Here is a 26242-nt window from a genome sequence, read left to right as displayed (position 1 = left end):
CGACGCCGTGACGTTCCGGTTGATGTGCCCGGTGTGCGGGAAGCGCGACGTGTACGAGTTCACGTACGGAGGGCCGGAGCGGGGACCGAGGCCAGCCGAGGCAGATGCCGCCGAGGCGCACTTCCGCTGGGCGCAGTTCCGCATGAACCGCCCGGAGCCGCAGGAGGAGTGGTGGCACCACGCGGCAGGCTGCGGCGTCTGGTTCTCGACGTGGCGCGACCCGGCCACGAACCGGGAGACGCGGCCCGGCGGCGGGGCGGGCGAGGATGAGGCGAGCCTGGGAGACTCGTCGTGAGCCGGCTGCCGCCGTCCCCAACGGAGCGGATCGACCGCTCCCGGCCGCTCGGCTTCCGCTGGTGCGGGCGCACGCTCGAAGGATTCGAGGGAGATACGGTGGCGTCGGCGCTCTGGGGCGCGGGGGTCCGCACCTTCGGCCGGAGCTTCGAGTATCACCGGCCCCGGGGGCTGTACGACCTGGAGGGGGAAGGGTCGAGCCAGCTCGTCTCGATCGACGGTGTGCCGAACCAGTCGGCGGGGACGACGCCGCTGCGCGCGGGGATGGAGGTCGGCGCGCAGAACGTGCGCGGCGACCCGCGGTTCGACGCCTTCGGCCTTCTCGACCGGCTCGACCGGTTCATGCCGGCGGGCTTCTACTACCGGGTCTTCCACCGCCCCGCGTGGGCGGCCCGGTTCTTTCAGGAGCGGATGCGGACGCTGGCCGGCCTGGGCGTGCTGCGGCTTGACGCCGTGGAGCGGGCGGACGGGGGAGTGCGGGCGGGCGCGATCAAGCGTGTGGAGCGCTACCTGCACGCGGACGTGGCGGTGGTCGGCGGCGGCCCGGCGGGGCTGTCGGCGGCGTTCGAGGCCGGACGGCGCGGCCTGCGGGTGTGCCTGTTCGAGCGCCGGCCGTGGCTGGGCGGACATCTCGACTGGCGGGTGCGGCAGGGTCGCCCGCTCGCCGATGACGTGTCGGCCCTCGTCGAGCAGGTCGAAGGGATGGGCTCGATCCGCGTGTTCCGGCACGCCCCGGTCACGGGCATCTGGGGCGAGAACCTGCTCACGGGCTTCCAGCTTGCCGGATCGGACGCGTCCGAAGGGGGGCGGGGGGAATCGCACTGGGAGTGCCGCGCGCGAGCGATCGTGGTCGCGACGGGCTCGATCGAGCGGCCGCTCGTGTTCGAGCACAACGACCGTCCGGGCGTGATGCAGGTCGACACGGCGATCCGGCTCGCGCGGACTTACGGCGTCCGGCCGGGCGCGGCCGCCGCCTTTAGCGTGGGCGACGACCTCGGGCTCGAGGCGGCGGCGGATCTGGTCGCGCTCGGCATGGACGTGCGCGTCGTCGCCGACGCCCGGCGCGGGGGGCACGACCCGGAGCTGGTGGACGCCCTGTCGGCCGCGGGGATCGACTTCCGGCCGGGATGGGCCGCGGCGCGCGTGCGCGGGCGGGGCCGGGTGCGGGGCGTCGAGGTGGCGGCCCGGGCGGGGAGCGGCTCGGCGGATAGCGGCGCGGGCGACTCGCTGCGCGTGGCGTGCGACGTGCTGGTGGCGAGCGCGGGGCGGCAGCCGGACATCGGGGTCCTCTCGTGCGCCGGGGCGCGGTTCCGCCACGGCGAGCGCACCCGGACCTTCGAGCTCGAGCGCCTCCCGCCCGACGTGTTCGCCGCGGGCGGCATCCTTCGGCTCACCGATCTCGAGGCGCTCACCTGTTCAGGGCGGATCGCGGGGCTCGAGGCCGCCGCGGCGTGCGGCGCGAGCGTCGCGGGGGTGCTGACCCGGGAGCGCGCGCGCCTGGCCGACCTGCCGGGGCCCGCCCGGGGCTCATCGATCGTCCGCGGACCCGCCGCCGGACCGCGTCTCGCCCCCGGCCGCAAGGCGTTCTTGGACTTCGACGAGGATGGCACGTGGAAGAACGCGGCCCAATGCGCCGCCCAAGGCTTCGACGTGCCGGAACTCGCGAAGCGCTTCGGCAACTTCGGCCTCGGGCCGGGACAGTACCGGGTGCCGGGCCAGAACCTCGCCATGGCGATGGCCGAGATCGCGGGGCGGCCGGTCGGCAGCTTCGCCGCCACCACGGTGCGTCCACCCGTCATCCCCCCTTCCCTCGCGACGCTCGCGGGCCCGGCCCACGACGTTCACAAGCGGACCCCGCTCCACGACGACCAGGCCGCGCGGGGCGCCGTGTTCCGCCGCGCGGGGCCGTGGCTGAGAGCGCGCTACTTCAGCGAGGACCGGGAGTGCCTGGAGGAGATCCGCAACGTGCGCGAGAACGTCGGCCTCCTCGACAGCTCGCCGCTGGGGAAGTTCCGGATCTGGGGGCCCGACGCCCTGCGCGCCCTGCAGCGCGTCTACGTCTCCGACATGACGCGGGCCCGGCCCGGACGCTGCACGTATTCGGCGATGTGCAACGACACCGGCAACATCATCGATGACGGCGTCGTCGTGCGGACGGGTGAGGACGAGTTCTACTTCACGACGAGTTCGAACCGGGCGGGAACCACGGTCGAGTGGCTCCGTTTCCACACGCGGTACGACGGGTGGGACTACAACCTCGTCAACCTCACCGACGCCCTCGCCTCCATCAACGTGGCCGGGCCGAACGCGCGGCGGGTGCTGGGGAAGATCACGGGCGCGGATCTGTCGGACGAGGCGTTCCCGTACCTCGGCTGCCGGGAGATCGAGGTCGGGGACGGCGTGGCGGCGCGGTGCCTGCGCCTCGGGTTCGTGGGCGAGCTGTCCTACGAACTGCACGTGGGTGCGAGTTACGCCCGGTACGTGTGGGACCTGTTATGGGAGGCCGGGGCCGAGTTCGGCATTCGCCCGTTCGGGCTCGAAGCGCAGAACTGCCTGCGGGCCGAGAAGGGACACGTGATCATCGGGACGGAGTCCGAGCAGCGCGTCACCCTCCTCGACATCGGCATGGGCTGGCTCTGGGACCGCGAGGACACGGCCTCCGGCAAGGTGGGCGCCGCCGCGCTGCGCCACTGCGAGGCGCAGTCCGGGCGGCTGAAGCTCGTCGGACTGCGGATCGACGACGACGTCGTCGCCCACCGGCCCGAGGACGGGGCGCTCGTCGTGGACGGGGAGCGGATCGCCGGCTTCGTCTGCACGACGCGGCACAGCGAGACGCTGGGCTGGCAGTACGGACTCGCCCTCGTCGAGGACCGGCTGGCGGAGCGGGGCCGTTCGCTCGACCTGTACGAGTCGCCGGGCCGGCGGGCCATGCGTTCGGCCGCGACCGTGGTGCCTCCCCATTTCTACGATCCGAAGGGGCAGCGCCTGCGAATCGCCCCCGAAGGGCGCCCGCCCCGGTCCGTCGAGGTGCCATCGCAGCCGGCGCCCGCAGCCCATCGCCGGTCTCCGGTCCGCTTCGACGCCGCGCCCGCCCGCACCGAGCGCCGGGCCGGCTGGAACGTGGTGCTCAACTACGAATCCGACCGCGCCCCCACCGAGGCCCTGCGCCAGGCCTGCCTCATCGACCTCAGCCACCGCGCGCGCTGGGACGTCCAGCACCGGGACATCGCGACCGTGCAGCCGTTCGGCCTCGACGTACCGCGCACGCCGGGAGAAGTCGCGATCCGAAACGGGTTGATGATCAACCGGATGAACGGCACGCAGGCCTCGATCTGGCACGTCGGACCCGGCGCGGCGCCCGCCAGGCCGGACGGCCCGCACTACACGGACACCACCGACTCCCACTGCTGGCTCGCCTTGCTGGGCGACGCCGTCCCGGAAGTGCTGGAGAGCGTCACGAGCCTCGACCTCTTCGACCCGGCGCGGGCCCGACCGTTCCTGACCCAGGGGCCCGTCCTCCACGTCCCCTGCCAGGTCGTGACGTGGCGCGACGACGCCGTCCTCCTCACATGCAGCCGCGGTTATGCACAGACTTTCGTCGAGGCCGTCCTCGAATCGGGTCGCCACGCGGGACTCCGCCCGGCGGGCGAGCGGATCTTCACCGACTGGTTTCGCGCGCTGAAGAGCTGAGACGTTCCCGCGGGAACGTCTTGGGCGGCCGAGAGGCACAGCCGAGCCCGCGGGCGGGGAACTCAGGCGGAGGCGGCGAGGGCCCGGTCCAGGTCTTCCTTCAGGTCGTCGGGGTGTTCGAGGCCGACGGACATGCGGAGCAGGTTCTCCGGGGCCCGCGTCGTCGGTCCTTCGACGGACGCCCGGTGCTCGATGAGGGAGTGCGTCCCGCCGAGACTCGTGGCGCGGGCGATGACCTTCACGTGGGCCGCGACCGCGAACGCCTCGTCCCGGCCGCCCGCGACGTCGAAGGACAGCATGCCGCCGAAGCCGGACATCTGGCGCGCGGCGAGGGCGTGTCCGGGATCGTCCTCCAGGCCGGGATAGTAGACCCGCTCGACGCGCGGGTGGGCGGCGAGGAAGCGGGCGATCTCCATGGCGTTGGCGCAGTGCATGGCAATGCGCGCGGCGAGGGATTCGAGGCCGCGCCGCGTGAGCCAGGCGTCGAAGGGCGAGGGCACGAGGCCGCCGTCCTTCTGGATCTTCCGCAGCGCTTCGAGGGTCCCGCCCGGCTCGCGCACGATCACCGCGCCGCCGGTCACGTCGCTGTGGCCGCCGAAGTACTTGGTGGTGGAGTGCATGACGAGATCCACGCCGAGATCGATCGGCCGCTGCAGGAGCGGCGTCGCCCACGTGTTGTCGCAGCACGAGACCGCCCCGCCCTCTCGCGCGATGCCGGCGAGCGCCTCGATGTCGGAGATGCGGATGAGCGGGTTCGACGGCGTCTCCATCCACACGAGGCGGGTGTTCGGCCGCATCGCGGCCCGGACGGCGTCCAGGTCGGTCATGTCGACGAAGCTCGCCTCGATGCCGCGCTCGGCGAACGAATCCCGCAGGAGGACGCCGGTCCCGTAGTACGCGTCGTCCGCCGCGACGACGTGATCCCCCGGCGAGAGCGAGAAGATGACGGCGAACGTGGCCGCCATCCCGGAGGGGAACGCGACGGCTTCCGGCCCGCCCTCCAGCGCGGCCAGTGCCGCCTCCAGCGCTCGCCGGTTGGGGTTTCCGGAGCGGGAGTAGTCGAATCCCCCGGGGTACGATCCGTCCTCCCCGCGCTCGAAGGTGGTCGAGAGCGTGATTGGGGGCGCGATCGCCCGGCTCCCCCCATCCGGCTCCATGCCCGTCTTCACCGCCAGCGTTTCGATTCGCATTTCCGACCTTTCAGGGGGTCCGGGTTAGCGGCGACGCGACCGGAGCGCGCCGCCGATGAGGACGCCGGCGGGGCCGATGACGAGCATCGCGATGGGGTACCCTGCGGGGCCGTACGGGTCGCCGGAGGCCGAGAGGCCGGCGAGGGAGGCAAGGCTGAAGAAGACGAGGATCGCCGCCAGGACGCCGGCATGGAGCCGGGGCGCGCGCGGAGCCGTGAGGGCCGCGAGGAAGCCTGCCAGGACGGTGACGGCGAGGCGCACGCCGAGGCTGGTGAAGATGAACTCGGCTCCGGGGGCCGCCCCCGGGTCGACCCCGAACAGCGACAGCAGCAGCCGGCCGGTGAGCACCGAGCCCAGCGTCAGCACGACGAACCCCAGGATGACGGCGGCGACGCTGCGCAGGATCGAGGCGTCGTTCATGCGCGACCACGTTTCGACCGCTTCGTCGAGATCGGGACGAGAGCCCCCGGGCGGCGATCCGGATTGGGTCATCCGCCTCTCTCCGTGACAGGCAGCATGACGGGCAGGACGATGTGCGATGCCCGATCGCCGGCGTGGTGAATCACGTTCTCCGCGGCCTCCCACTCCGTCTCGTCATAGTTGTTGCCGCCCGTGTTCAGGTTGCGGTCGAAGCGGGGGAAGTTGGAACTCGAGACCTCGACCCGCACGCGGTGGCCGGGCGCGAACCAGTGCGCCACGGAATGTAGGTCCACCCGGACGGGATAGACCTGGCCCTCCTCCATCATCGCGGGTTCCTCGTATCCGTCCCGGTAGCGCGCCCGCATGATGCCCTCGACGATGTTGATGGCCCGTCCGTCGGGATGCACGTCGAGGAGCTTCACGGTGAAGTCGGTGTCCGGGGCGCTTGAACTCACGTAGAGCCGCGCCTCGAGCGGGCCCGCGATCTCGAGTCCGCCGTCGCCGACCGGATCGCCGGTGTACACGAGGACGTCCTCGCGTTCCTCGATATCGGACTGGTCGAACGCGCCGGGCTGGTCGTCCGGATTCCCGGTGCAGCAGACGGATCCGCCGCGGGAGGGGACGGGGTCGGCCGGATCGTATGTGAACCGGTCCGGAGGTTCCTCGCCGGGGGCCTCGGCGGAGAGGACGCCATCGCCGAGCCTCGTGTTCGCGTTGCCCCCGCTGCGGAGATAGAGGCGGGTCATCTCGGCCCCGGCGGGCGGCCACGTGTCGGCGGACGCCCATTCGTTCCGGCCCATCACATAGTAGTGGACGCGGGGGATGTCCGTGATCCCGTTGTCCGCGCCCTTCAGCCAGTGGTCGAACCAGGCGAGGTAGAGGGCACGGTACGGGAGGCGGGCGTCGCCGAAGTCGACCTCCCCGACCATCGTGTTTTCCGTCGCGCGCTCGGACATGCAGTGGCTGGTGGGAGAGAGGATGACGTACTGGTGCGCGCCGCCCCGGTCGCTCAGCGCGTTTTCCTGCATCATCCGCCACTGCTGGAGGGTCTCGTTGGCGCCGAGGTCGTACCACGAGTTCACGTGGAGCGCCGGCGTGTCGAACCGGTCGGCGTCGCTCAGGTATCCGAGTCCGTCCCACCATTCGTCGGCGAGCGGCGTGCTCATGACCTCTTCCCAGTCCGTGTCCCGGTCGGGCGGACCATACTTCCGCATGAGGTCGATGGTGGGAAGCTCGCGGAGCGCGGCGAACATCTCGACCGGAGGCGGCGGCTCGCCCCCCGGCCGCTTGCGGCCGTTGCCGCGGAACCAGCCGAAACTCGCGGAGAGCCCGAAGGCGCCCCCCTCGAAGATGCCGAAGTAGCCGTACCGTCCGCCGGCCGATCCGACCGCCCCGCCGGCCGCCAGGGGGATCGCGGCGGCGTGCGCCGGATGGCGTTGCGCCATGAGTTGCGTCTGGTTCTCCCCCAGGTAGGAGCAGCCGAACGTCCCGACCTTCCCGTTCGACCAGGACTGCGTCGAGGCCCACTCGACCGCGTCGTAGCCGTCCTCCCGGTCCGCGGCGGACAGGAGATAACGGCCTTCCGATGCGTACTTGCCGCGCACGTCCTGGACGACGACGGCGTATCCGTGTCCCGCGAAGAACTGCGCCGGAGAGATCGCGCCGGCCCGATAGGATGCCTTGTCGTACGGCAGCCGGATCATGACGACGGGAAGGCGGTCGCCCCGGTCGGCCGGCTCGGCCGGCAGGTAGAGGTCCGTCGCGAGGCGAACCCCGTCACGCATCGGCACCATGAGATCGGTCTCGACCCGCACCTCGTGCTCCGGCTCGGGGACCTCCCAGGGATTGGCCGGGTCCGGCGCGAACCGATGGAGGGCGGCCCCGGCGCCCGCCGCGCTCTGGCCGTCGGCGACCGGCCCCGGGGGCGCGCCTCCATCGTCTGAGCAGGCGGCGAAACCGGCTGCCAGGGCGACCACCATCGTCGCCCCCGGTCGGACACGCAGAATCCGATGATGTCCCGTTTCGTTCATGGCTGTTCGCAACTCCTCCTGTTCGACTTCCAACGGATTCAACGGCTCGCCATCCACGGACGCAAGCGCGCGCCCGCAGGGAGAGGGTGGGTGTCACATCCGCGCGCGTCAGATCGTCTTATCTCCAGACCCCGGCTCTCTGCCGGGCTACCGTTCACCGAACGATGAGCAGCGACAATGACCGAGGCGAGAACATCCGCATCCGGCTGCCCCCGCGCCCGATCCGGCGCGCGCCGCCTCCGGTTCATTGGCCTGCGGACCGTTCTCGTGCTCGCGGCCGCGGGATGCGGGGAATCCTTCACGGGTCCGCCAGGGGGCGTGGACGAGATCACCCGGCTTCCGCGTGACTTGAGCCCGGCGGAAGTCGAGGTCATCGGGGCGGGGAACCGGTTCGCCCTCCGCCTCCTCGCGCAGGCCAACCACCCCGGCGAAAACCTGTTCCTGTCGCCTTTCTCGGCGTCCATGGCGCTCGGGATGACCATGAACGGGGCTGCCGGGGAGACCTGGAGCCAGATGCGCGACGTGCTGGGGTTCGGGGACCTCGCCGAGGATGAGATCAACGCCGCCTACGCGTCACTGCTCGAACTCCTCGTCGGTCTCGACCCGGCCGTCGAGACGGCCGTCGGGAACTCGGTGTGGACCCGGCGGGGCTTCCCGGTGCATGCGGACTTCCTGGCCGCCGTGCGCGGGAGCTTCAAGGCCGAGGTGGCGGAACTCGACTTCGCGGATCCCTCGGCGTCCGTCCGGATCAACGAGTGGGTGAGAGCCGCGACGAACGGCCGAATCGAAGACATCGTTCCCGCGGCGATTCCCGGCAATGTCGTCATGTACCTGATCAACGCGATCTACTTCAAGGCTCCGTGGACGTTCCAGTTCGATCCGTCCGACACGCGAAGCGAGCGTTTCCACCTGGATGACGGATCCACGCGGGCCGTGCCGCTCATGACCCTGCGGAGAGACCTCCCCTATCAGGAGAACGCCCGATTCCAGGCCGTGGACCTGCCGTACGGGGGCAGCGCGTTCTCGATGACGGTCCTCCTTCCAGCGCCGGACGTGAGCGTGGACGAACTCGCTGCGTCTCTCGACGCGGCGCAATGGGAGGAGATCGCCGACAGCTTCCGCGAGACCGATGTTTCGCTCTTCCTCCCGCGCTTTCGCATGGCCCGCGAACGTACCTTGAACGACGATCTGAGGGCGCTCGGCATGGTCGACGCGTTCGATCACCGGGCGGATCTCTCAAGACTCTCGCCGGCCGGAGGCCTCTGGATTTCCAGCGTGAAGCAGAAGTCCTGGGTCGAGGTCAACGAAGAGGGCACCGAGGCGGCCGCCGCAACCGGGGTCATTGTGGTGACGAGCGCCGGTCCCGTCGTTCGGGCCGACCGTCCGTTCCTGTTCTTCATCCGGGAACGCCTCTCGGGCACGATCCTCTTCGCCGGGAAGTTCGCGAGCCCGCCCGCAGGCTGACCGCGGTCGGCGAACCCCGGCGCGGGGGCCCGCCACGGACTGCCGGATTTGTCCGCTGGCTCCTTCTCCCCAAGATTCACGGCCATGGCTTCGGACCTCCACGAGCGCATCTGCAACGTCGTCGCCCGGATTCCCGCCGGTCGGGTCGCCACCTACGGGCAGGTCGCGCAACTCGCCGGACTCGGCGGACAGGCCCGGCTCGTGGGTTACGCGCTCTATGCCTCCGACCGGCCGCTCCCCTGGCACCGCGTGATCAACGCGCGCGGCGAGATCAGCCCCCGCGGCGACTCGTACTCCGAGATGATCCAGTACCAGTTGCTGGCCAACGAGGGGGTGGAGTTCGACAAGTGGGGACGCATCTCGCTCAAGCGCTTCCGCTGGAACGGGGAGATGCCGCCCCCGGCCAGCTCCTCGCCTCCTTCCTGACTGCGGAGCATCGCATGCATCGTGACTTCCCCACTCATCCGTCCCGCGCGCTGTCCCGTACATTCTCCCGCGTCCTGCTGGCCACCCTGGCCGCTGGCGGCTTCGTGGCGCCGCTGCACGCGCAGGACACCCGCGTCGAGACCGCCAGCGGGAACGTCAACGGCGTCCTCGTTGACGGCATCCGCTCCTACAAGGGGATTCCGTTCGCCGCTCCGCCGGTGGGGGACCGGCGCTGGAAGCCGCCGCAGCCGGTCGAAGCGTGGGGACAGCGGACGCTGCGCGCGCACAGCTTCGGCCCGGAGTGCATGCAGACCCCCTACGGCGCGGGCTCGTTCTTCGGAGGTCCTCCCGCCCCAACGGCCGAGGACTGCCTGTACCTGAACGTCTGGACCGGGGCCGCCGACGCCTCGGAACGGCGGCCGGTCATGGTCTGGATCCACGGCGGCGCGCTCACGCGGGGGTCCGGCTCCACCGGCATCTACGACGGGACGGCGCTGGCGGAGAAGGGCGCCGTCGTCGTCACGATCAACTACCGGCTCGGAGCGTTCGGTTACCTCGCGCACCCTCTCCTAACGGCCGAGTCGGAGCACGGCTCGTCCGGCAACTACGGCGTCCTCGACCAGGTCGCCGCGCTCGAATGGGTGCGCGACAACATCGCGGCCTTCGGCGGGGACCCGGAGCGCGTGACGATCTTCGGCGAGTCGGCCGGCTCGTGGAGCGTGAACACGCTGATGGCGACGCCGCTGGCGGCGGGACTCTTCCATCGCGCCATCGGACAGAGCGGGGGACGGTTCGGTCCCATGATGCGCCTTTCGGAGCCGCCGGAGGGCGGACGCTCCGCCGAGGAGATCGGAGCGGCGTTCCTCGGGGCGCTCGGGGCGGAGACCCTGGAGGAGATGCGGAGACTCTCCGCCGCAAGCGTGCTGGCGGGGCTCGAGTCGCCGGCCGGCCGGGGCTTCAGGACGGCGGAGAACGTGGACGGCTGGGTGCTGCCGACGGACGTGACGACGGCGTTCGCCGAGGGAGCGCACAACCACGTCGCGGTGCTCGTCGGGTTCAACGCGGATGAGATGACCTCGCTCTCGTCTCCCAGATCCGTGCCGGAGACGCTCGACGCGTGGCGCGAGTGGGTGACGGGCCGCGTGGGCGACGATGCGGAGAGCTTCAACGACGCCTATCCCGTGAAGGAGGAGGACGAGATCTTCGACGCCTTCATGCGAAGCCGCGGCGACGCCCTGTTCGGGATCCAGATGCGGACGTGGGCGCGGGCGTCGGAAACCGCCGGCGCGGATGCCTGGCTCTACTACTTCACGCACGAGCCTCCGGGACCCGCGAAGGAGTATCTCAAGTCGTACCACGCGGCCGAGATCGTGTACGCTTTCGGCAACGTCGGGCCCGGCGAACGGGAGGCGGTGGACCGACAGTTGGCGCAGACGATGTCCTCCTACTGGGTGAACTTCGCCGCGAACGGGGACCCGAACGGCCCCGGACTCCCGCCGTGGCCGGCCTACACGCGCGATTCCGAGGCCCATCTCGTGCTGGGGCCGATGGTCGAGGCGGGGAGCAAACTCCGCACGGCCCAACTCGACTTCTGGGAACGGCGCCTGCGCGCCGGGATGCCGTGAGCGGGCCGCTCAACCGGCGACTCGCCGGGATCCGTGCCGAGAAGGAGGCCGTGCGCCCCGCCGCCGCGACCGCGGTCATGGCCGCAGGGACGGAGGCGCTGCGGAGTTCCGGGATCCTCGACCGAATCCCGGGAGTGGGCGACCGGGCGCCGCTGTTCGCGCGGCCGAGCGTGGCCGGCCCCACGGTCCGGCTCGCGACGCTCCTCAAGCGGGGGCCGGTGGTGCTCAGCTTCTTCCGGGGCCGGTGGTGACCGTACTGTCGCGAAGAGCAGGCTGCTCTTCAATCGGTTCTTCCCGAGATCACGGCCAAGGGGGCTCGCCTCGTCACGCTTTCTCCCCAGCTTCCAGAATTCGCCCGCGGGTGGATCGAGGAGGACGGCATCGAGTTCGATGTCCTGCTCGACTTCGGGCTGGGCGTGGCGCGCGACTACGGCCTGACGTTCACCGTCGACGGCGACCTGCGAACGCTCTACCGCGACGGACTCGGCATCGACCTCGCGCGCTTCAACGGCGACGAGTCCTGGGAACTCCCGCTGACGGCCACCTTCGTCATCGACCGCGCCGGAACGATCGTCTACGTCTCCGCCGACCCCGACTACACCGTCCGAGGCGAACCGGCCGAGGTCGTCGCCGCCATCCCCCCATCCGACTCGTAGACGCCTACGAAGCCGGTCGTCCGTTCTCCAGCAAGAGTGTTCTGCATCGGTGATAGCATTGATCGTCCTGGATCCCTGGGCCGACACCTGAGGGCAACTTGCCCAGCAAGCACGGCGGAGTCCCGGATTCGGCTCTGAGCGCGCATCCTGGACGTCAGAGCGAGGCTCGAAGGGCCTCCTCGTAGTCGGGGGCGTGGAGCAGGAAGGCATCGTGGCCGGCGTCGGAGTTCAGAATCCGCAGGTACGAAGGCGCGCCGATCCGGCTTGCGGTCTCCCGTAGCAGCCAGGGCGGAACCAGCGTGTCCTCCTCCCACCCGATGAGCCAGGCGGGGACGCCGAGTTCTTCCGGGCGCAGGTCGCACAGGTCGACCGAAGCCGACAGCGTCAGATAGGTCTCCGGCGCGAACCGTTCCGCAAACTCCCGTCCCTGCTTCTCCAGGTAACGGCCGACGGCGTAGACCGGGGCACCGTTCTCCCACTCCCAGTCGTGCGGGAAGCGGGCGTCGAGCCCGGCCGCCGACTTGTAGGTCGTGAATGCCAGCGCCCTGGCGAGCGCCACGCCTTCGCTCCCCCGACCGTGCCGATCCGCGAACTCGACGATCCAGCGCTGCACGGCGTGGATCCCGATGGCCTGGGGATGGCCGCGGTGTGCCGCGCCGATCAGGACGACGCCGTCGAGATGGGCGGGATGGCGGATCCCCATCGCCAGCGCGACCATGCCGCCGTACGAGGCGCCCAGCATGCGGTGGGCGCGTTCGACGCCGAGGTGGCGCAGCGCGACGGTGACGGCGTCCGCCTGGTCTGCGGGCGTGAGATGAATCCGATCCGGTGAGGAGCCCATGGAAGGGTCGGAGGACCCTGTGGGCTCGAACGTCTCCCTGGACTCGAACGTTCCCGGAGATCCGAGGAAGTCGACCGCGAGCAGCCGCCAGCGGTTCGTATCGATGGCGAGGCCCGGGCCCGCCAGCTTCCTCCACCAGCCGGGCGCGGGATCCAGGGCGTTGGCGCAGACGTGACGGTCGGCGGAGATCCCGCCCATCGCGACGAGCAGCGGGGCGCCCTCGGGTCCGGCGAGTTCGTAGCGCACTCGGAAGCGGGCGTCGATCCCGGCCTCCAGTTCCGGGCTCCACTCCGCCGGCATCGCGACGGTCCCCCTCCGGCCTTCCGGCAGTACGGCGTTCAATCGAGGCGCCCAGCATGCGGTGGGCGCGTTCGACGCCGAGGTGGCGCAGCGCGACGGTGACGGCGTCCGCCTGGTCTGCGGGCGTGAGATGAATCCGATCCGGTGAGGAGCCCATGGAAGGGTCGGAGGACCCTGTGGGCTCGAACGTCTCCCTGGACTCGAACGTTCCCGGAGATCCGAGGAAGTCGACCGCGAGCAGCCGCCAGCGGTTCGTATCGATGGCGAGGCCCGGGCCCGCCAGCTTCCTCCACCAGCCGGGCGCGGGATCCAGGGCGTTGGCGCAGACGTGACGGTCGGCGGAGATCCCGCCCATCGCGACGAGCAGCGGGGCGCCCTCGGGTCCGGCGAGTTCGTAGCGCACTCGGAAGCGGGCGTCGATCCCGGCCTCCAGTTCCGGGCTCCACTCCGCCGGCATCGCGACGGTCCCCCTCCGGCCTTCCGGCAGTACGGCGTTCAATCGGTTCCTCCGTCCTGGCTCGCGTCTGTGGTTCGCGACGCCAACTCCGGAGCAGCCGACCGACCCGTGGGGAGTCCGACGCTCATCTCTCGGACCCGTGTTCGGGGATCCGCAGGAGTTGGCACCGCTGGGCATGCGCGTGACCGCGCGTGCCCCGGTTGCCCCGGCTTCAAAGGGCCCGTCCCTCAGCCGGTCTCGATGAGTAGCGGCCGAACCTGCCGGCTTCGGCCACACGCGTCAACAAACGCGCGCGGCCGCTTCTCGCCGGTTTCTCTCGCAAAACTTGACGCGCTGCCCACGACCCTGTAGCCTCCGCGCCTCAACGCTCATCGAGACCGGTCGAGGGACAGGCCCGACGACACCGGGGCAACCTGTGGAAGGTGGCTCTTCCACTGATGTGCCAACTCCTGCGACGGATGTAATCCGTTGGTAGATGAGTCGCCCGCCGCGCTTCTTGCACGGCAGCTGCAGTTCCCAGGGCGTCGCTTCTCCGGAGTCCGCTGAGTGTGCACCGAGACTCGGGGGGAGGCGTTTCATTGCGCGAAGTTCGCCGCGTTCACGTACTCAAGTTCGGTTCGTCCGTGCTGGCGCGTCCGGCCGCATATCGCTTGGCGGTCGAGGAGATCCGGGCCGATGTCGCCGGGGGCGCGAAGGTCGTGGCCGTCGTGTCCGCCATGGGGGACACCACCGACGATCTTCTTTCCGCGGCACGGGAAGTTGCGCCTTCGCTCCCGGACGATCTCATCGGGTCGCTCCTGGCGACCGGAGAGGAAGCGTCCGTCGCGCTGCTGCACCTCGCCCTGGTGACGGGGCGCGTGCGCGCGGTGGGAATGTCGTTCTCGCGCCTGCCGATCCGCACGCGGGGACCGCTCGGGGCCGCCGAGCCGGTGGACGTGGACGCTCGGGCGATCGAGACAGCCTTGGCCACGCACGACGTGATCGTCCTGCCCGGATTCGTGGGCGTGGACGCCACGGGCATCACGTCGCTGCTCGGGCGAGGAGGCTCCGACCTTACGGCGCTTTTCCTGGCCCACGCGCTCGGCGCGGCGGAGGTCCGTCTCGTGAAGGATGTGGATGGGATCTTCCCGGCCGACCCGAAACGGTTCCCGCACGTCAAGCCGATCCGCCGGACATCGTGGAGCGAGGCCCGGCGAACCGGCGCCGGAGTCGTCCAGGACCGGGCGCTGAGCTTCGCGGAGCGCCACCGGGTCGCCTTCAGGGTGGCGGCTCCCGGCGGGACGGGCACCTGGGTCGGCAGGAGCGACCCGCCGCCCGACACCGTCCGCGGCGGGGAGGAGCGCGCCCGATGCGCGTAACCCAGCCGTCGAATGAACGCCTGCCGGTGGCCGTGCTGGGCGCGACCGGGATCGTCGGGCAGCGGCTCGTCCGGATGCTGGACGGGCACCCCTCCCTGCGGCTCGCCTCCGTCGCGGCGTCCGGGAGGCGCGCGGGCGACAGGTACGGCGACGCGGTCCGCTGGAGCCTGGGCGGAGATCCTCCCGCGGAGGCCGCCGACCTGCCGCTCCGCGTCGCCACGGAACCGCCGGAGTACCGCATCGTGCTCTCCGCGCTTCCCTCGGGCGTGGCGCGCGAACTCGAGCCGGCGCTCGCGGAAGCCGGACACATCGTGAGCACGAACGCCTCGGCTCACCGGCTGAGGGACGACGTGCCGCTGCTGGTGCCGGAGGTCAACCCGCAGGCGCTGGCCCTCGCCGCGAGACAGCCCTGGTCGGAAGGGGGAGGTCGCCTCGTCGCCAACCCGAACTGCGTGGTGGCGGGGCTGGCGCTCGCCCTGGCGCCTTTGCAGGAGGCCTTCGGGATCGAGGCCGCCACGGTCGTGACCCTGCAGGCGGTGTCAGGCGCCGGCCTCGAGGGCGTCGGTTCCGTTCAGATCGAGGGGAACGCCATCCCCTGGATTCCCGGTGAAGAGGAGAAGATCGAGCCGGAACTCAACAAGATCCTGGGGACGGATATTCCCGTGGCGGCGAGCGTCAACCGCGTGCCGGTGCTCGACGGCCATACCGCGAACGTCTTTCTGAAACTCGCATCCCCCGCGAGTCCCGGAGACGCCGCACGGGTGCTCGGCGAGTTCAGAGCCCCGCCATCTCTGCCGGACCTGCCTTCGCTTCCCGAACAACCGCTCATCGTCCGGTCGGAACCCGACCGTCCGCAGCCGCGCCTGGACATCGGCGCGGCCGGCGGGATGGCGGCGAGCGTGGGCAGAATCCGCGCCGCGCCGCCCCACGACCTCGCGATAACCGTGGTCGCCCACAACGGCATCCGGGGCGCCGCCGGCGCCTGTTTGCTCAATGCCGAGTTGTGTCTCGCGCGAGAGGCCCGCTGGCGCGCGAGGCACTCCGATCCGCGTGCCGCACCGGCAGGAATCGGCCAGGTACACGGAAGTTCACGGCCCGGCGTTCGGGCCTGATTCAGTCGCAATCGATCTCACGAAAGGGTTGAGACCAATGAGAGACGAAACTGTAGCGATTCACCTCGGATACGAGTCCGAGCCCACCACGCACGCGGTCGCGGTGCCGCTGTACCAGACCGTGGCGTACGAGTTCGATGACGCGCAACACGGCGCGGACCTCTTCAACCTCGAGGTCGAGGGCAACATCTACTCCCGCATCATGAACCCCACGCAGGCCGTGCTGGAGGAGCGGATTGCCCAGCTCGAGCGCGGGCTGGCGGCGCTGGCGCTGTCCTCCGGCAGCGCGGCCGTCAACTATTCGGTCCTCAACCTCGCCGCCGCGGGGGACAACATCGTCTCGGTGCCCCAGTTGTACGGCGGCACCTACACGCTCTTCGCCCACATGCTGCCGCAGCAGGGGATCGAGGTGCGCTTCGCCGAAGGCGACGGCCCGGACGATCTGGCCAGGCTGATCGATGACCGCACGAAGGCGGTGTTCGTCGAAAGCATCGGCAACCCGGCGGGCAACATCGTGGACCTTGCGGCGGTGGCCGACGTGGCGCACGCCCACGGCGTCGCCACCATCGTGGACAACACGGTCGCCACGCCCGCGCTCCTCAAGCCGATCGAGCACGGGTTCGACATCGTGGTGCACTCGCTGACGAAGTACATCGGCGGCCACGGCAACTCGCTCGGTGGCGCCATCGTCGACTCCGGGAAGTTCGACTGGACGGAGCACGCGAGCCGCTATCCGCAGTTCACCACGCCGGAGCCGAGCTACCACGGGGTCGTCTACACGGAGGCGCTCGGGCCGGCCGCCTACATCGGGCGGGCGCGCACGGTGCCGCTGCGGAACACAGGATCGGCGATCTCGCCCTTCAACGCGTTCCAGATCATCCAGGGGATCCAGACGCTGAACCTCCGCATCGAGCGCCACTCCGAGAACGCGCTGGCCGTGGCGCAGCACCTGAACGACCACCCGGCGGTGGAGTGGGTGAGCTACGCCGGTCTGCCGGGCGACCCCTACCACGAGCTGGCGCTGAAGTACCTCGGCGGCCGGGCGTCGGGGATCCTGACGTTCGGGGTGAAGGGCGGCTTCGAGGCGGGCGTGAAGTTCTACGACGCGCTCGAGCTGTTCAAGCGGCTCGTGAACATCGGGGATGCGAAGTCGCTGGCGTGCCACCCGGCGTCCACGACGCACCGGCAGCTCACCGAGGAAGAGCAGCTCAGCGTGGGGGTGCGCCCGGAGACGATCCGGCTCTCCGTGGGCATCGAGCACATCGAGGACATCATCGAGGACCTCGACCGCGCGCTGGCCGTGGCGTCGTCGGCCCGGCCGGCCGCCGCATAGCGCTCCGCAGCAAGCCCGCCACCGGCCCTCGGCGGATCCACACGTCCGCGGAGGGCCGGCCGGCGGGTCAATCCGGGGGGCAGTCTGGATCGGCCCTCGGTCGCCGTGATACACTTGGTCGCTGCGGCGCCGGGGCGGACGGCCGGCTCTACCGGCTGTCGTGAACGTGACTTGGGACGCGCCGACAACCCGCCGGGAGTCACATGAACGAACCGTCAAGCCGCGACCATCTGGCGTACTGGCGCCGCAACCTCCGCTATGTGGGGACGCTCCTCGCGATCTGGGCGCTGGTGTCCTACGGCGCCGGGATCGTGTTTGCCGGCGCGCTCGACACGATCCGGATTCCGGGGACCGGCTTCCCGCTCGGGTTCTGGTTCGCGCAGCAGGGCGCGATCTACGTCTTCGTCGTCCTCATCTTCGTCTACGTCGTCCTCATGAACCGGCTCGACCGCGCGTTCGACGTGGATGAGCGTGACGACGTAGCCGGAGAGGAGGGCGCGGCATGACGGTCCTCCAGTGGACGGCGACGCTCGTCGGGCTTTCGTTCGCGCTCTATATCGGCATCGCGATCTGGTCGCGGGCCCATTCCACGAGCGAGTTCTACGTGGCGGGCAAGGGGGTCCATCCCCTCGCCAACGGGATGGCGACCGCGGCGGACTGGATGTCGGCCGCCTCCTTCATCTCGATGGCCGGGATCATCTCCTTCCTCGGCTACGATGGCTCGGTCTACCTCATGGGCTGGACGGGGGGCTACGTGCTCCTGGCGCTGCTTCTCGCACCGTATCTGCGGAAGTTCGGCGCGTTCACCGTCCCCGACTTCGTGGGAGAGCGCTACTACTCCCAGACGGCGCGGGTCGTGGCCGTGATCTGCGCGATCTTCGTCTCGTTCACCTACGTCGCGGGCCAGATGCGCGGCGTGGGGATCGTGTTCAGCCGCTTCCTGGAGATCGACATCGTCTGGGGCGTGATCATCGGGATGGGGATCGTCTTCTTCTACGCGGTGCTCGGCGGGATGAAGGGGATCACCTACACGCAGGTGGCGCAGTACTGCGTGCTGATCTTCGCGTACATGGTGCCCGCGATCTTCCTCTCGATGATGGTCACGGGAATCCCGATTCCGCAGATCGGGCTCGGCGCGGCGGACCAGGAGACGGGGACGTTCCTGCTCGACCGCCTGAACGGACTGCACCAGGAACTGGGCTTCACCGCCTACACGGACGGGACGAAATCGACGCTCGACGTGCTCGCGATCACGGCCGCGCTCATGGTGGGGACGGCGGGGCTGCCGCACGTCATCATCCGCTTCTACACGGTGCCGAAGGTGCGGGACGCGCGGATCAGCGTGGGCTGGGCGCTCGTGTTCATCGCGCTCCTGTACACGGCGGCGCCGGCGGTGGCGGTGTTCGCGCGGACGAACCTGCTCAACACGGTGACGGACCAGCCGTACGCGGAGATGCCGGAGTGGTTCACGAAGTGGGAGACGACGGGGTTGATCTCGTACGAGGACCACAACGGGGACGGACTCATCCAGTACGTGGGGGCGGACGCGGTGGACGCGGCGGGGGCGCCCGTGCAGAACGAACTCACGATCGACCGCGACATCATGGTGCTCGCGAACCCGGAGATCGCGCGGCTGCCGAACTGGGTGGTGGGACTCGTGGCGGCGGGCGGGCTGGCGGCGGCGCTCTCGACGGCGGCCGGACTCCTGCTCGTGCTCTCGGCGGCGATCAGCCACGACCTGCTCAAGCGCAACTGGCGTCCGGACATCAGCGAGCGGGGCGAACTCCTCGCGGCGCGGTTCAGCGCCGGGGCGGCCGTCCTCGTGGCCGGGTATCTGGGGATCAATCCGCCGGGCTTCGTGGCGGAGGTCGTCGCGTTCGCGTTCGGGCTCGCGGCATCGTCCTTCTTCCCCGTCATCATCCTCGGCATCTTCTCGAAGCGGCTCAACCGCGAGGGGGCGATCGCGGGCATGCTGTGCGGCATCACGCTCACGGCGGCCTACATCGTCTACTTCAAGTTCGTGAACCCGGCCGCGAACGTGGCGGAAAACTGGTGGTTCGGGATCTCACCCGAGGGGATCGGGGCCCTGGGAATGGCGGTGAACTTCGCGGTGGCGACCGTCGTGTCCCGCTTCACGCCCGCGCCCCCGGCCGAGGCGCAGCGGCTGGTGGAGCGGATCCGCCTGCCGCGGGGCGCCGGCGAGGCACACGAAATCAGCGGCTGACGCGTCGGCGGGTCGGGCGACGGCCTCGGGGCCGCAGAGCGATCAGCGGTCGAGATGGCGCACGAGGACGAGGCGTCGCAGAGCGAGCCGCTGGTCGAAGCCGTAGCGGCATGGGCTTGGGAGCCCGGCCGGCCCGCAGACGCCGGCGTTGACGCCGAGCCGGTTCTCCGCCTGGTGGACGGTCTCGCCGAAATCGTTGTAGAGGCCTTCGAGTCGGAGGGTCCAGGCACTCGCCACCGGCATTTCGATGCCGACCCCGGCGACCCATCCGACCCGCGTCGGCCGCTCGTCAGCGGAACAGCTGGGGCCGCAGGAACTCACGCTTCCCCAAGGCGGGCTGACGGACGCTCCACCTCTTATGGCGACTGCACCAGCGCAGGCCGCACGGCGTTGGGATCGTGCTTGATGATGCGCAGAAGCGCCGCAGCCGGGCCGCTGACGCGTCGTCTCCCCTGCTCCCACTTCCGGTAGCCGGAGAGGCTCATTCCCATCAGGGCCGCCATTTGAGCCTGTGTCAGCTTCGCCTCCATACGAACTTCGCGCGGGGAGATCGGGGCGTGAACGATGGCGGGGCCCTCCCCCTTCGCATGGTCCAAGGCCTCGTTCAAGGACTGGATCAGGTCTTCTCCAAACGTGCTCATTTCCCCTGCTTTCCGTGAAGCTTGATGGCGGCGACGAGCGCAGCCACCGCTCGGCGCTCGCCGCGGGTCAGGTCGGTCTTGTCGGACTTCGAGTAGGCTAGAAGCGCGTAGATCGGCACTCCCTCACCCCCGAAAAATAGGGGAACTATAAAGGAAACTAGACCACGGCCGTTGGTGGCCAGGAGGTCAGTCGCTGGCGCGGCTTCGTGATGCCGTTTCGAGACGGGGTAGCCCAGAAGCAAGTTCGTCCACGGAGACAAGGTATCGGCCAAACTCCTCCTGACGGATGGCGACGGGGCTCCCCCCCTGCTCTCACTGGCCTCAACCATCTACCGCACCGCCCTGATGGCTTATCTCGAAGGGCACTGGCCCGCGCGAGTGCCTTCGGCCCGAGATTCGACTTCGTTGGCTGAACTGCTTTGGCAGCACGTCCAAGACAACCATGTTGACTACGAGGATCACCTTCTCAATGCAATCGGCAAGAGCTATTGGGACCGATCACGCCCGGCCAGCCCGTCGGCCGACTGTGCCTCCACGGCCTGACGGAACAGTTACCAGCGGACGGTAACCGGGTCGACCAAGTCGGGGGGATCGATGTCCGGCGGCTCCGGCCTTGATGGCGACGTAGTGACCGACTTCGCGTCTCCCCACCACCTCTACGGGGACGGAGTCACGGACGGTTGCTTCCTCCTGTGGAACGAAGAGCCTCGAAATCACGCTCAAGACCTTGGTCGAGCCCGTCTTCGCACATCTCCAAAAAATCAGACATCTGATCAGGATCCTCGCCAGCGGTAAGGACAGTCACGCGGCATACGGTGTTCCTCAGGCGAGCGAATCGAGCGACGTTCCATGTTTGCTCCACAACAAGCTGGTCGGCCAGAAGCAACTGGGTCGCGGTTAACGCCGTCACCTGTTCTTCCAGCTTCTCGACTCGCTCCTCCAGTGACGAGACACCACTGGTCGAAGGCAGATACTGGCCCGGGATCGGCAGATCCGGCTGTTCGACCGCCCAGTAGATCGTGACGACGTACCAGCGATCATCGTCGTGCATCAGCTGGATGGAGTTGATGCCGCGCGCGAACCGCTCGGGGTCGTCCGCGTTGCGCTTGGGATCGTAGGTCGAGAACGCGTGCACCACGGGGCCGAAGCGCTCCTCAGTGCGCGCGACCTCCCGCGCGAAGAACCCGTTCTGCTCGAGGAAGTCGCCCTCCTGCTCGGCATATTCCCCCGGGCTCCACGCTTGGTAACGGTGCTCTCCCTCCAGAGACCGGCCCGTGGGAATGAGGCGGGCTTCGGGGATGAACAGCGAGCAGAAACGGTCCCAGTCGCGCGCCTGCCCGGCCGGGCCCGAGATCACGTCGTAGAGGGCGGTCAGGATGCTGTCGACCGACTCCACGTCACTAGGATCGGCCTCCGGCCAGCTCTCCGCCATGGCCACGTTCGTGCGACTCTGGGCAAGGGAGGGGGCGGGCGTCGCGAGCGCCAGGGGTCCGGTGGTCAGCGCGCCGAGGAGGAAGAGTGTACGCAGTCGCCGCATCGTTCAGCTCCGGGTGAGGTGGTTGGCGTCCCCGAACCTAGCGTCGCGTCTCGGAAATCCGAAAGCTGCGGAGAGCGCCGAGGCGCGGGCTCTCGCGCGGCTTTTCGACGAGCAACAGCGGGTCTGGGAGGGAGGGCCAAAACAGCGGCAACGCGTGCAACGACCGCACGCGGTCCGCTCTTCCAGGAGCCGCGCGAACCACGCTGCCGGCTACAAGCACCAGCAGGCCCAGGGCGACCAGCGCGACCGATTCGCCGTCGCCCTCGAGCGCTGCGTCCTCGTCGCATTCGTCGGCGGGCACGAATCGCAGCAAGAATCTTCACAAGGGATCGTCCGTTACCGAGCGTGTCCGGGCTCCGGGGCTTCCGGATCCCCTTCTTGAAGACCTGATACGGCGTCCACCCCTCCATGCCGCGGCCGCAGTGGGTCGGTTGCGGTTGTAGGTTTCGAGGTAGGCGTCCAGATCAGCGTGCATCTCCTCGACGGACTCGTACCATGTCGTCAGGCCCTTTACCCCTGAGGTGCTCGTCCAGGAGCGTGCGGTGGAAGCGTTCGATGAGCCCGTTCGACCGCGGCCGGCCCACCTTCGTGTTCCGGTGCTCGATCTCCTCGAGCTGGAGGAACAGCTCGTAGGGGTGCTCGTCCTCGAGGCCGCAGAACTCGTGTCCGTGTCGCTCAGGACTCACAACTAGTTGAGACGCGCTTGACGGCGTGTACCATATAAGGTACATGCATCCGGTAAGCGACCATGTCAGCGGCTAAACGCCTCCCCGCCGCGTTCTATGCTACCGCCGGCGGCAACGAGCCCGTGCGGGAGTGGCTTCTCGAGCTTGACGCCGAGAGCCGGCGTGCGATCGGGATTGACATCGCGACCGTCGAGTTCGGATGGCCGATTGGCATGCCGCTCACCCGATCACTTGGCCGTGGTCTCCACGAGATACGATCACGGATCAGCGGTCGTCGGATCGCTCGCGTGATCTTCGTGATCCACGACAACCGGTTGGTGTTGCTGCACGGATTCGTAAAGAAGACGAAGAAGGTGCCGAAGTCCGATATCGACATCGCACGGAGGCGGGCAAGGGAGTTCGTTCATGGTTGAGGAAAGAGGGGGCGTCGGTTCTTCCTTCGAGGACTACCTGCGCGAGCAAGGGACGCTGGAGGAGGCGACGGCGGCGGCCGTCAAGCGTGTCATCGCGTGGCAATTGAAGGAGGCCATGGCGACGGAACGCCTGAGCAAGAATGCGATGGCGAGGAAGATGAACACGAGCCGCAGCCAGTTGGACCGGATACTGGACCCCAACAACGATCGGATACAGCTCGTCACGCTGATCGGAGCCGCCGAGGCGCTGGGGCGGCGGCTCCGAATCGAGCTCGTGTAGGGTCACGAAAGTCTCGGGGACGTTCCCGCGGGAACGTCTCTCTTGTGACGGGTTTCGTACTTCGCGTTGAATCAGCGGATGGTGGGGCCGCCGGTTCGGTTGTCGGGGACGAAGCGGTCGCGGGCGGGCATGCGCGTGTCGACGACCACTGCGGAGTCGACGACGGCGTCCGCCGGCAGGAGGTCGTTGAAGTAGAGCATGGCCGCGACCACGGCGTAGACCTCCTCGTCCGTCATCGTGCCCGGCAGGTCGAAGGGCATGGCGCGGCGGGTGTAGTCGAACAGCGTGGTCGCGTAGGGCCAGTAGTTGCCGACGGTGGAGCGCAGGCTGCGGTCGTTCGCGAACGGGAACTCGTCTCCGGGGATGCGGCCCGTGAGGAGGTCGTTCGGGCCCTCACGCCCGGTGGGGCCGTGGCAGAGAATGCAGCGGTGGCGCTCCCACACCTCCAGTCCCTCCGCGACGGTGCCCTGTCCGGGCGGCAGGCCCGCGCCGTCGGGACCGATGTCGATGTCCCACGCCGCGATCTGCGATGCCGTGGCGGGCGTCCCGAAGCCGTACACGGGTTCGGCCGCGCCCGCCCGTCGGGTCATCCCGTCGCCCGGATCGCTCGTCGCAACCGCGGTCGCGCCGGGTGCGGCGCTGCCGGCCTCCGGACCACCTTCGGAATCGCCCGCGCCGCAGGCCGCCAGCGCCGGCACGAGGGCCGCCAGCGTCAGCAGCCGCGAGACCACGTTGGCGCGGCTCATACCGGCGCGAACTCGATGGAGCCGTCGGCGGCGATGCGCCAACCCCGGATCGCGTTGGAGTGGTAGCGCGTGCCGGGTCCGCGCGCGTCGAGGACCTGCTGGCGGACCGGCTGCGTGTAGCCCGTCTCGTCCGTCGCGCGGCTCAGCAGGTGCGCCGGGTCGCCGTCCCATTCCCAGCCGTGGCGGAACCGCGTCGTGCACTTCGGCAGCACGGGTTCCTGCAGCACGGCGTCGTGCCAGGAGTCGCCGCCGTCCGTGCTCACCTCCACGCGCTCGATCAGGCCCCGGCCGGTCCATGCGTAGCCGGAGATCTCGACGAATCCCGGCCCCGGCAGACGCCGCGGGTAGGTTGGGTACGTGATGATCGACTTCGCATCCATCACGAAGGAAAACTGCCGCGCCGTCCCGTCCGGGAGCGGGTCCGTGTACTTGGACGTCTCGTCGCGGTACATCCCGGGCCGGTCGGAGAGTTCGATGCGCCGGACCCACTTCACGCTCGCGTTGCCCTCCCACCCGGGCAGGAACACCCGCGCGGGGTAGCCCTGCTCGGGCCGGATCGCCTCCCCGTTCTGGGCGTAGGCGATCATCGCGTCGTCCCACGCCTTCTCCATCGGGATGCTGCGGCCCATGACCGCCGCGTCCGATCCCTCGGCGAGAAACCACGTCGCGTCCGCGTGCGCGCCCACCTCCTCGAACAGCGTGGAGAGCGCGACGCCGGACCACTCGCTCGTGCTCAGCAGGCCGTCGACCGACTGGGGCGTGTGCTGCGGGCTGGGCGACGGGGCGTAGGCGCCACCGCCGTTCCCGGAACACTCGATGAAGAGCAGCTTCGACACCTGCGGGAAGCGCTTCAGGTCCTCGAGCGTGAACAGCGTCGGCCGGTCGACCATGCCGTGGATGAGGAGGCGGTAGGTCGCGGGATCGATGTAGGGGATCCCGTGGTGGTGCCGCTCGAAGTGGAGGTCGGCCGGGGTCATGATCCCGTGCAGGTCCTGGAGCGGCGTGCGCGAGGAGCCGCCCATCGATCCGGACAGCAGCTTCTCCGGCGTCTCGTGCGGCGAACGGGACCCGACCGTGACGGGACGCGCGCCCGGCACCTTCGTCGGATCTTGCGCCTCCTGGACCAGTCCGCGCGTTGCGCTGGCGGTGATCGCACCTCCGGCGGCCACCGCGGCTCCGGCGATCAGGGCTCGCCGCGTGAGGCCCGAACCTTCTTCCCGGTCGTTCACGTCGCCTCCGTTTCCGTCGGTCTCCTGCCCCACGTTCCGCCCTTCCAGTTCACCACTCTGCACCGTCCTGCGTGCGAACGCCGACCACAGTTGCCGCCGTCACGAGGGCCGGCAAGGGCGACCCCCGCGGCGGCCCGCCGTCAGCGCGACGCGTGCCACTCGCGCAGGATCTCCGCCTCCCGCTCCGCGGGGAGCCTCGGCCGCATCGCCGCCTGGCGCTCGGGCGTACGGGAGAAGTGGAAGTCCAGCGTCGCCTGCGTGGTATCCGCCAGCGAGCGGAACGTCATCCCGTGCGCGACTTCGTTGGAGAGGTCGAAGCGCGCGAACCCCTCCGACCCCGGCGTCGGCGGCCGCCACACCGGCATCTCGGCGTAGGGCCGCACGCCGCGCTCGGCGAGGAACTCGCGCGGGACCCACGTGAACGTCGTCTCGGCGGTCGTCACGGCGCGGATGCCGTACAGGAGTTCGGACATCGGCCGCGGCGTGGCGGGACCCACGAGGTTGAAGATGCCCGTGTGCCCGCGGTCCGAGGACAGCGCCATGAAGTCGCCCAGATCGCGCACGTCGATGATCTGCACCGGGTCCGTCCCGTCGCCGGGAGACAGCACCTCGCCGCCGCGGTGGATCCGCACCGGCCAGTACGTGAAGCGGTCTGTAGGATCGTCGGGTCCGATGATGAGGCCGGGCCTGAAGATCCCGTAGCGGTCGGGGAAGATCCGCATCGCCTCGCGCTCGGACTCCGCCTTCGCGAGGCCGTAGGGAAGGCGCGTGATGTCGGCGGTCGCGCGGTCCACGCCGGCCGTCTCGTACGTGTACGACGGCACGGCGGACGTCATCGGTACGGTGGAGTGGCTCGCGTACGCGGATCGAGAGGAGACGTAGTAAAAGTACCCGACCGAGTCGCGCAGGAACTCCCCGATGCTCGTCACCCAGTCGGGACGGGCCGTCGAGTTGTCGATCACGACATCCCACGTCCGTCCGCGCAGCGACTCGAAGTCCCCGTTCCGGTCGCCGACGAGTTCCTCCACGCCCTCGAACATGCCGGGGCGGCTGCCGCGGTTGAAGATCGTCACTTCCAGCCCCTGAGCGAGCGCCGATCGCACCTGGTAGGGGCCGATGAAGCCGGTCCCGCCCAGGATGAGCAGCGTCCGGGCCTGGCCCGCGGGCGCCGGCTTCGCGGCCGGCCGAGGCGAGAGGGCGCGGGCCGCACCGGGGACGCCGAGCCCGAAGGCGGCGCCCGCCGCCGCCGTGACCTTCAGAAAATCGCGACGGTTTGAATCTGTGGACATC

General features: G+C 69.7%; 25 protein-coding genes, 2 pseudogenes and 2 riboswitches. Of the genes and pseudogenes, 14 read left to right on the top strand and 13 right to left on the bottom strand.

Translation table 11 applies throughout. The features are described from left to right. Nucleotides 1–7 precede the first annotated feature (7 nt). Together RN743_RS08650 and RN743_RS08645 are read left to right on the top strand one after the other, a co-directional pair. Nucleotides 8–295 (top strand): sarcosine oxidase subunit delta, encoded by a 288-nt coding sequence (locus RN743_RS08650; RefSeq protein WP_310778957.1) that lies wholly within the window; start codon nucleotides 8–10, stop codon nucleotides 293–295. Next, nucleotides 292–3984, top strand: a complete 3693-nt coding sequence (locus RN743_RS08645) for an FAD-dependent oxidoreductase (RefSeq protein WP_310778954.1) — start codon at nucleotides 292–294, stop codon at nucleotides 3982–3984. The genes RN743_RS08650 and RN743_RS08645 overlap by 4 nt, the downstream gene beginning before the upstream one ends. 62 nt (nucleotides 3985–4046) lie before the next feature. Here the strand turns inward: RN743_RS08645 and RN743_RS08640 are convergent, their stop codons facing one another. From RN743_RS08640 to RN743_RS08630, 3 genes are read right to left on the bottom strand one after another with little or no spacing between them, the layout of a single operon-like run. Further along, nucleotides 4047–5174, bottom strand: a complete 1128-nt coding sequence (locus RN743_RS08640) for a PLP-dependent transferase (protein ID WP_310778952.1) — start codon at nucleotides 5172–5174, stop codon at nucleotides 4047–4049. Between the two features lie 24 nt (nucleotides 5175–5198). Beyond that, nucleotides 5199–5666 (bottom strand): hypothetical protein, encoded by a 468-nt coding sequence (locus RN743_RS08635; protein ID WP_310778950.1) that lies wholly within the window; start codon nucleotides 5664–5666, stop codon nucleotides 5199–5201. Beyond that, entirely contained in the window at nucleotides 5663–7624 is a 1962-nt protein-coding gene (locus RN743_RS08630) for a CocE/NonD family hydrolase (protein ID WP_310778947.1), read from the bottom strand. Before RN743_RS08630 ends, RN743_RS08635 begins: the two co-directional genes overlap by 4 nt. A 177-nt stretch (nucleotides 7625–7801) precedes the next feature. Between RN743_RS08630 and RN743_RS08625 the strand changes: the two genes are divergently transcribed. The 5 genes and pseudogenes from RN743_RS08625 to RN743_RS08605 all read left to right on the top strand — a co-directional run. Continuing rightward, nucleotides 7802–9088: a serpin family protein gene (locus RN743_RS08625; protein WP_310778945.1), complete on the top strand. Its 1287-nt coding sequence runs from the start codon at nucleotides 7802–7804 to the stop codon at nucleotides 9086–9088. An 84-nt stretch (nucleotides 9089–9172) separates the two neighbouring features. Further along, nucleotides 9173–9514, top strand: coding sequence for an MGMT family protein (locus RN743_RS08620; protein WP_310778942.1), 342 nt, complete (start codon nucleotides 9173–9175; stop codon nucleotides 9512–9514). Nucleotides 9515–9528: 14 nt separating this feature from the next. After that, on the top strand, nucleotides 9529–11139 hold the full coding sequence (locus tag RN743_RS08615) for a carboxylesterase family protein (protein ID WP_310778939.1): 1611 nt from the start codon (nucleotides 9529–9531) through the stop codon (nucleotides 11137–11139). Then, complete coding sequence (locus RN743_RS08610; protein ID WP_310778936.1) at nucleotides 11136–11390, top strand: hypothetical protein; 255 nt, start codon at nucleotides 11136–11138, stop codon at nucleotides 11388–11390. The genes RN743_RS08615 and RN743_RS08610 overlap by 4 nt, the downstream gene beginning before the upstream one ends. 12 nt (nucleotides 11391–11402) lie before the next feature. Continuing rightward, nucleotides 11403–11795 (top strand): annotated as a pseudogene (locus RN743_RS08605) (redoxin domain-containing protein); the annotation flags it as partial. Nucleotides 11796–11949: 154 nt separating this feature from the next. On the opposite strand, the gene RN743_RS08600 reads toward RN743_RS08605, so the two are convergent. After that, on the bottom strand, nucleotides 11950–12978 hold the full coding sequence (locus RN743_RS08600) for an alpha/beta fold hydrolase (protein ID WP_310778933.1): 1029 nt from the start codon (nucleotides 12976–12978) through the stop codon (nucleotides 11950–11952). 536 nt (nucleotides 12979–13514) lie between these two features. Beyond that, a riboswitch (SAM riboswitch) is annotated at nucleotides 13515–13640 on the bottom strand. Nucleotides 13641–13758: 118 nt separating this feature from the next. Next, nucleotides 13759–13875: riboswitch (SAM riboswitch) on the top strand. A 96-nt stretch (nucleotides 13876–13971) separates the two neighbouring features. Between RN743_RS08600 and RN743_RS08595 the strand changes: the two genes are divergently transcribed. The 5 genes from RN743_RS08595 to RN743_RS08575 all read left to right on the top strand — a co-directional run bounded on the left by RN743_RS08595 (nucleotide 13972) and on the right by RN743_RS08575 (nucleotide 19420). After that, nucleotides 13972–14751: a hypothetical protein gene (locus tag RN743_RS08595; protein ID WP_310778931.1), complete on the top strand. Its 780-nt coding sequence runs from the start codon at nucleotides 13972–13974 to the stop codon at nucleotides 14749–14751. Beyond that, nucleotides 14742–15863: an aspartate-semialdehyde dehydrogenase gene (gene asd, locus RN743_RS08590; RefSeq protein WP_310778928.1), complete on the top strand. Its 1122-nt coding sequence runs from the start codon at nucleotides 14742–14744 to the stop codon at nucleotides 15861–15863. The genes RN743_RS08595 and asd overlap by 10 nt, the downstream gene beginning before the upstream one ends. A gap of 37 nt (nucleotides 15864–15900) precedes the next feature. Continuing rightward, a complete protein-coding gene (locus RN743_RS08585; protein WP_310778925.1) occupies nucleotides 15901–17196 on the top strand; it encodes an O-acetylhomoserine aminocarboxypropyltransferase/cysteine synthase family protein in 1296 nt (431 codons plus the stop codon). 203 nt (nucleotides 17197–17399) lie between these two features. Then, nucleotides 17400–17702 (top strand): DUF4212 domain-containing protein, encoded by a 303-nt coding sequence (locus tag RN743_RS08580; RefSeq protein ID WP_310778922.1) that lies wholly within the window; start codon nucleotides 17400–17402, stop codon nucleotides 17700–17702. Next, on the top strand, nucleotides 17699–19420 hold the full coding sequence (locus RN743_RS08575) for a sodium:solute symporter family protein (RefSeq protein ID WP_310778919.1): 1722 nt from the start codon (nucleotides 17699–17701) through the stop codon (nucleotides 19418–19420). The genes RN743_RS08580 and RN743_RS08575 overlap by 4 nt, the downstream gene beginning before the upstream one ends. 42 nt (nucleotides 19421–19462) lie before the next feature. Here RN743_RS08575 and RN743_RS08570 read toward each other — a convergent pair whose 3' ends face one another. The 6 genes and pseudogenes from RN743_RS08570 to RN743_RS08545 all read right to left on the bottom strand — a co-directional run. Beyond that, entirely contained in the window at nucleotides 19463–19657 is a 195-nt protein-coding gene (locus RN743_RS08570) for a hypothetical protein (RefSeq protein WP_310778917.1), read from the bottom strand. Nucleotides 19658–19776: 119 nt separating this feature from the next. Further along, the gene (locus RN743_RS08565) at nucleotides 19777–20061 is read right to left on the bottom strand and encodes a helix-turn-helix domain-containing protein (protein ID WP_310778915.1); all 285 of its coding nucleotides are present in this window, start codon (nucleotides 20059–20061) and stop codon (nucleotides 19777–19779) included. Further along, complete coding sequence (locus RN743_RS08560; protein WP_310778912.1) at nucleotides 20058–20180, bottom strand: hypothetical protein; 123 nt, start codon at nucleotides 20178–20180, stop codon at nucleotides 20058–20060. Before RN743_RS08560 ends, RN743_RS08565 begins: the two co-directional genes overlap by 4 nt. A gap of 551 nt (nucleotides 20181–20731) precedes the next feature. Beyond that, nucleotides 20732–21598 (bottom strand): hypothetical protein, encoded by an 867-nt coding sequence (locus tag RN743_RS08555; RefSeq protein ID WP_310778909.1) that lies wholly within the window; start codon nucleotides 21596–21598, stop codon nucleotides 20732–20734. A 37-nt stretch (nucleotides 21599–21635) separates the two neighbouring features. Next, nucleotides 21636–21911 (bottom strand): hypothetical protein, encoded by a 276-nt coding sequence (locus tag RN743_RS08550; RefSeq protein ID WP_310778907.1) that lies wholly within the window; start codon nucleotides 21909–21911, stop codon nucleotides 21636–21638. A gap of 52 nt (nucleotides 21912–21963) precedes the next feature. Continuing rightward, nucleotides 21964–22287, bottom strand: a pseudogene (locus RN743_RS08545) (integrase core domain-containing protein); the annotation flags it as partial. Nucleotides 22288–22346: 59 nt separating this feature from the next. On the opposite strand from RN743_RS08545, the gene RN743_RS08540 reads away from it, so the two are divergent. Together RN743_RS08540 and RN743_RS08535 are read left to right on the top strand one after the other, a co-directional pair. Then, a complete protein-coding gene (locus tag RN743_RS08540; RefSeq protein WP_310778901.1) occupies nucleotides 22347–22697 on the top strand; it encodes a type II toxin-antitoxin system RelE/ParE family toxin in 351 nt (116 codons plus the stop codon). Further along, nucleotides 22690–22977, top strand: coding sequence for a hypothetical protein (locus RN743_RS08535; protein WP_310778898.1), 288 nt, complete (start codon nucleotides 22690–22692; stop codon nucleotides 22975–22977). The genes RN743_RS08540 and RN743_RS08535 overlap by 8 nt, the downstream gene beginning before the upstream one ends. A 71-nt stretch (nucleotides 22978–23048) precedes the next feature. Here the strand turns inward: RN743_RS08535 and RN743_RS08530 are convergent, their stop codons facing one another. The 3 genes from RN743_RS08530 to RN743_RS08520 form a co-directional block, all read right to left on the bottom strand. Next, a complete protein-coding gene (locus RN743_RS08530) occupies nucleotides 23049–23723 on the bottom strand; it encodes a hypothetical protein (protein ID WP_310778895.1) in 675 nt (224 codons plus the stop codon). Beyond that, nucleotides 23720–25015 carry a sulfite dehydrogenase gene (soxC, locus tag RN743_RS08525; RefSeq protein ID WP_310778892.1) on the bottom strand — a complete coding sequence of 432 codons (1296 nt, stop codon included), beginning with the start codon at nucleotides 25013–25015 and terminating at the stop codon, nucleotides 23720–23722. Before soxC ends, RN743_RS08530 begins: the two co-directional genes overlap by 4 nt. A gap of 77 nt (nucleotides 25016–25092) precedes the next feature. After that, entirely contained in the window at nucleotides 25093–26241 is a 1149-nt protein-coding gene (locus RN743_RS08520) for an NAD-dependent epimerase/dehydratase family protein (RefSeq protein WP_310778890.1), read from the bottom strand. Between the last annotated feature and the right edge of the window lies 1 nt (nucleotide 26242).

Origin of the sequence: Candidatus Palauibacter scopulicola (assembly GCF_947581915.1) — a bacterium.
Taxonomy (GTDB): Bacteria; Gemmatimonadota; Gemmatimonadetes; order Palauibacterales; family Palauibacteraceae; genus Palauibacter; species Palauibacter scopulicola.
Note: the sequence above shows the minus strand (reverse complement) of the source record. Positions and strands in the feature narration are given on the sequence as shown.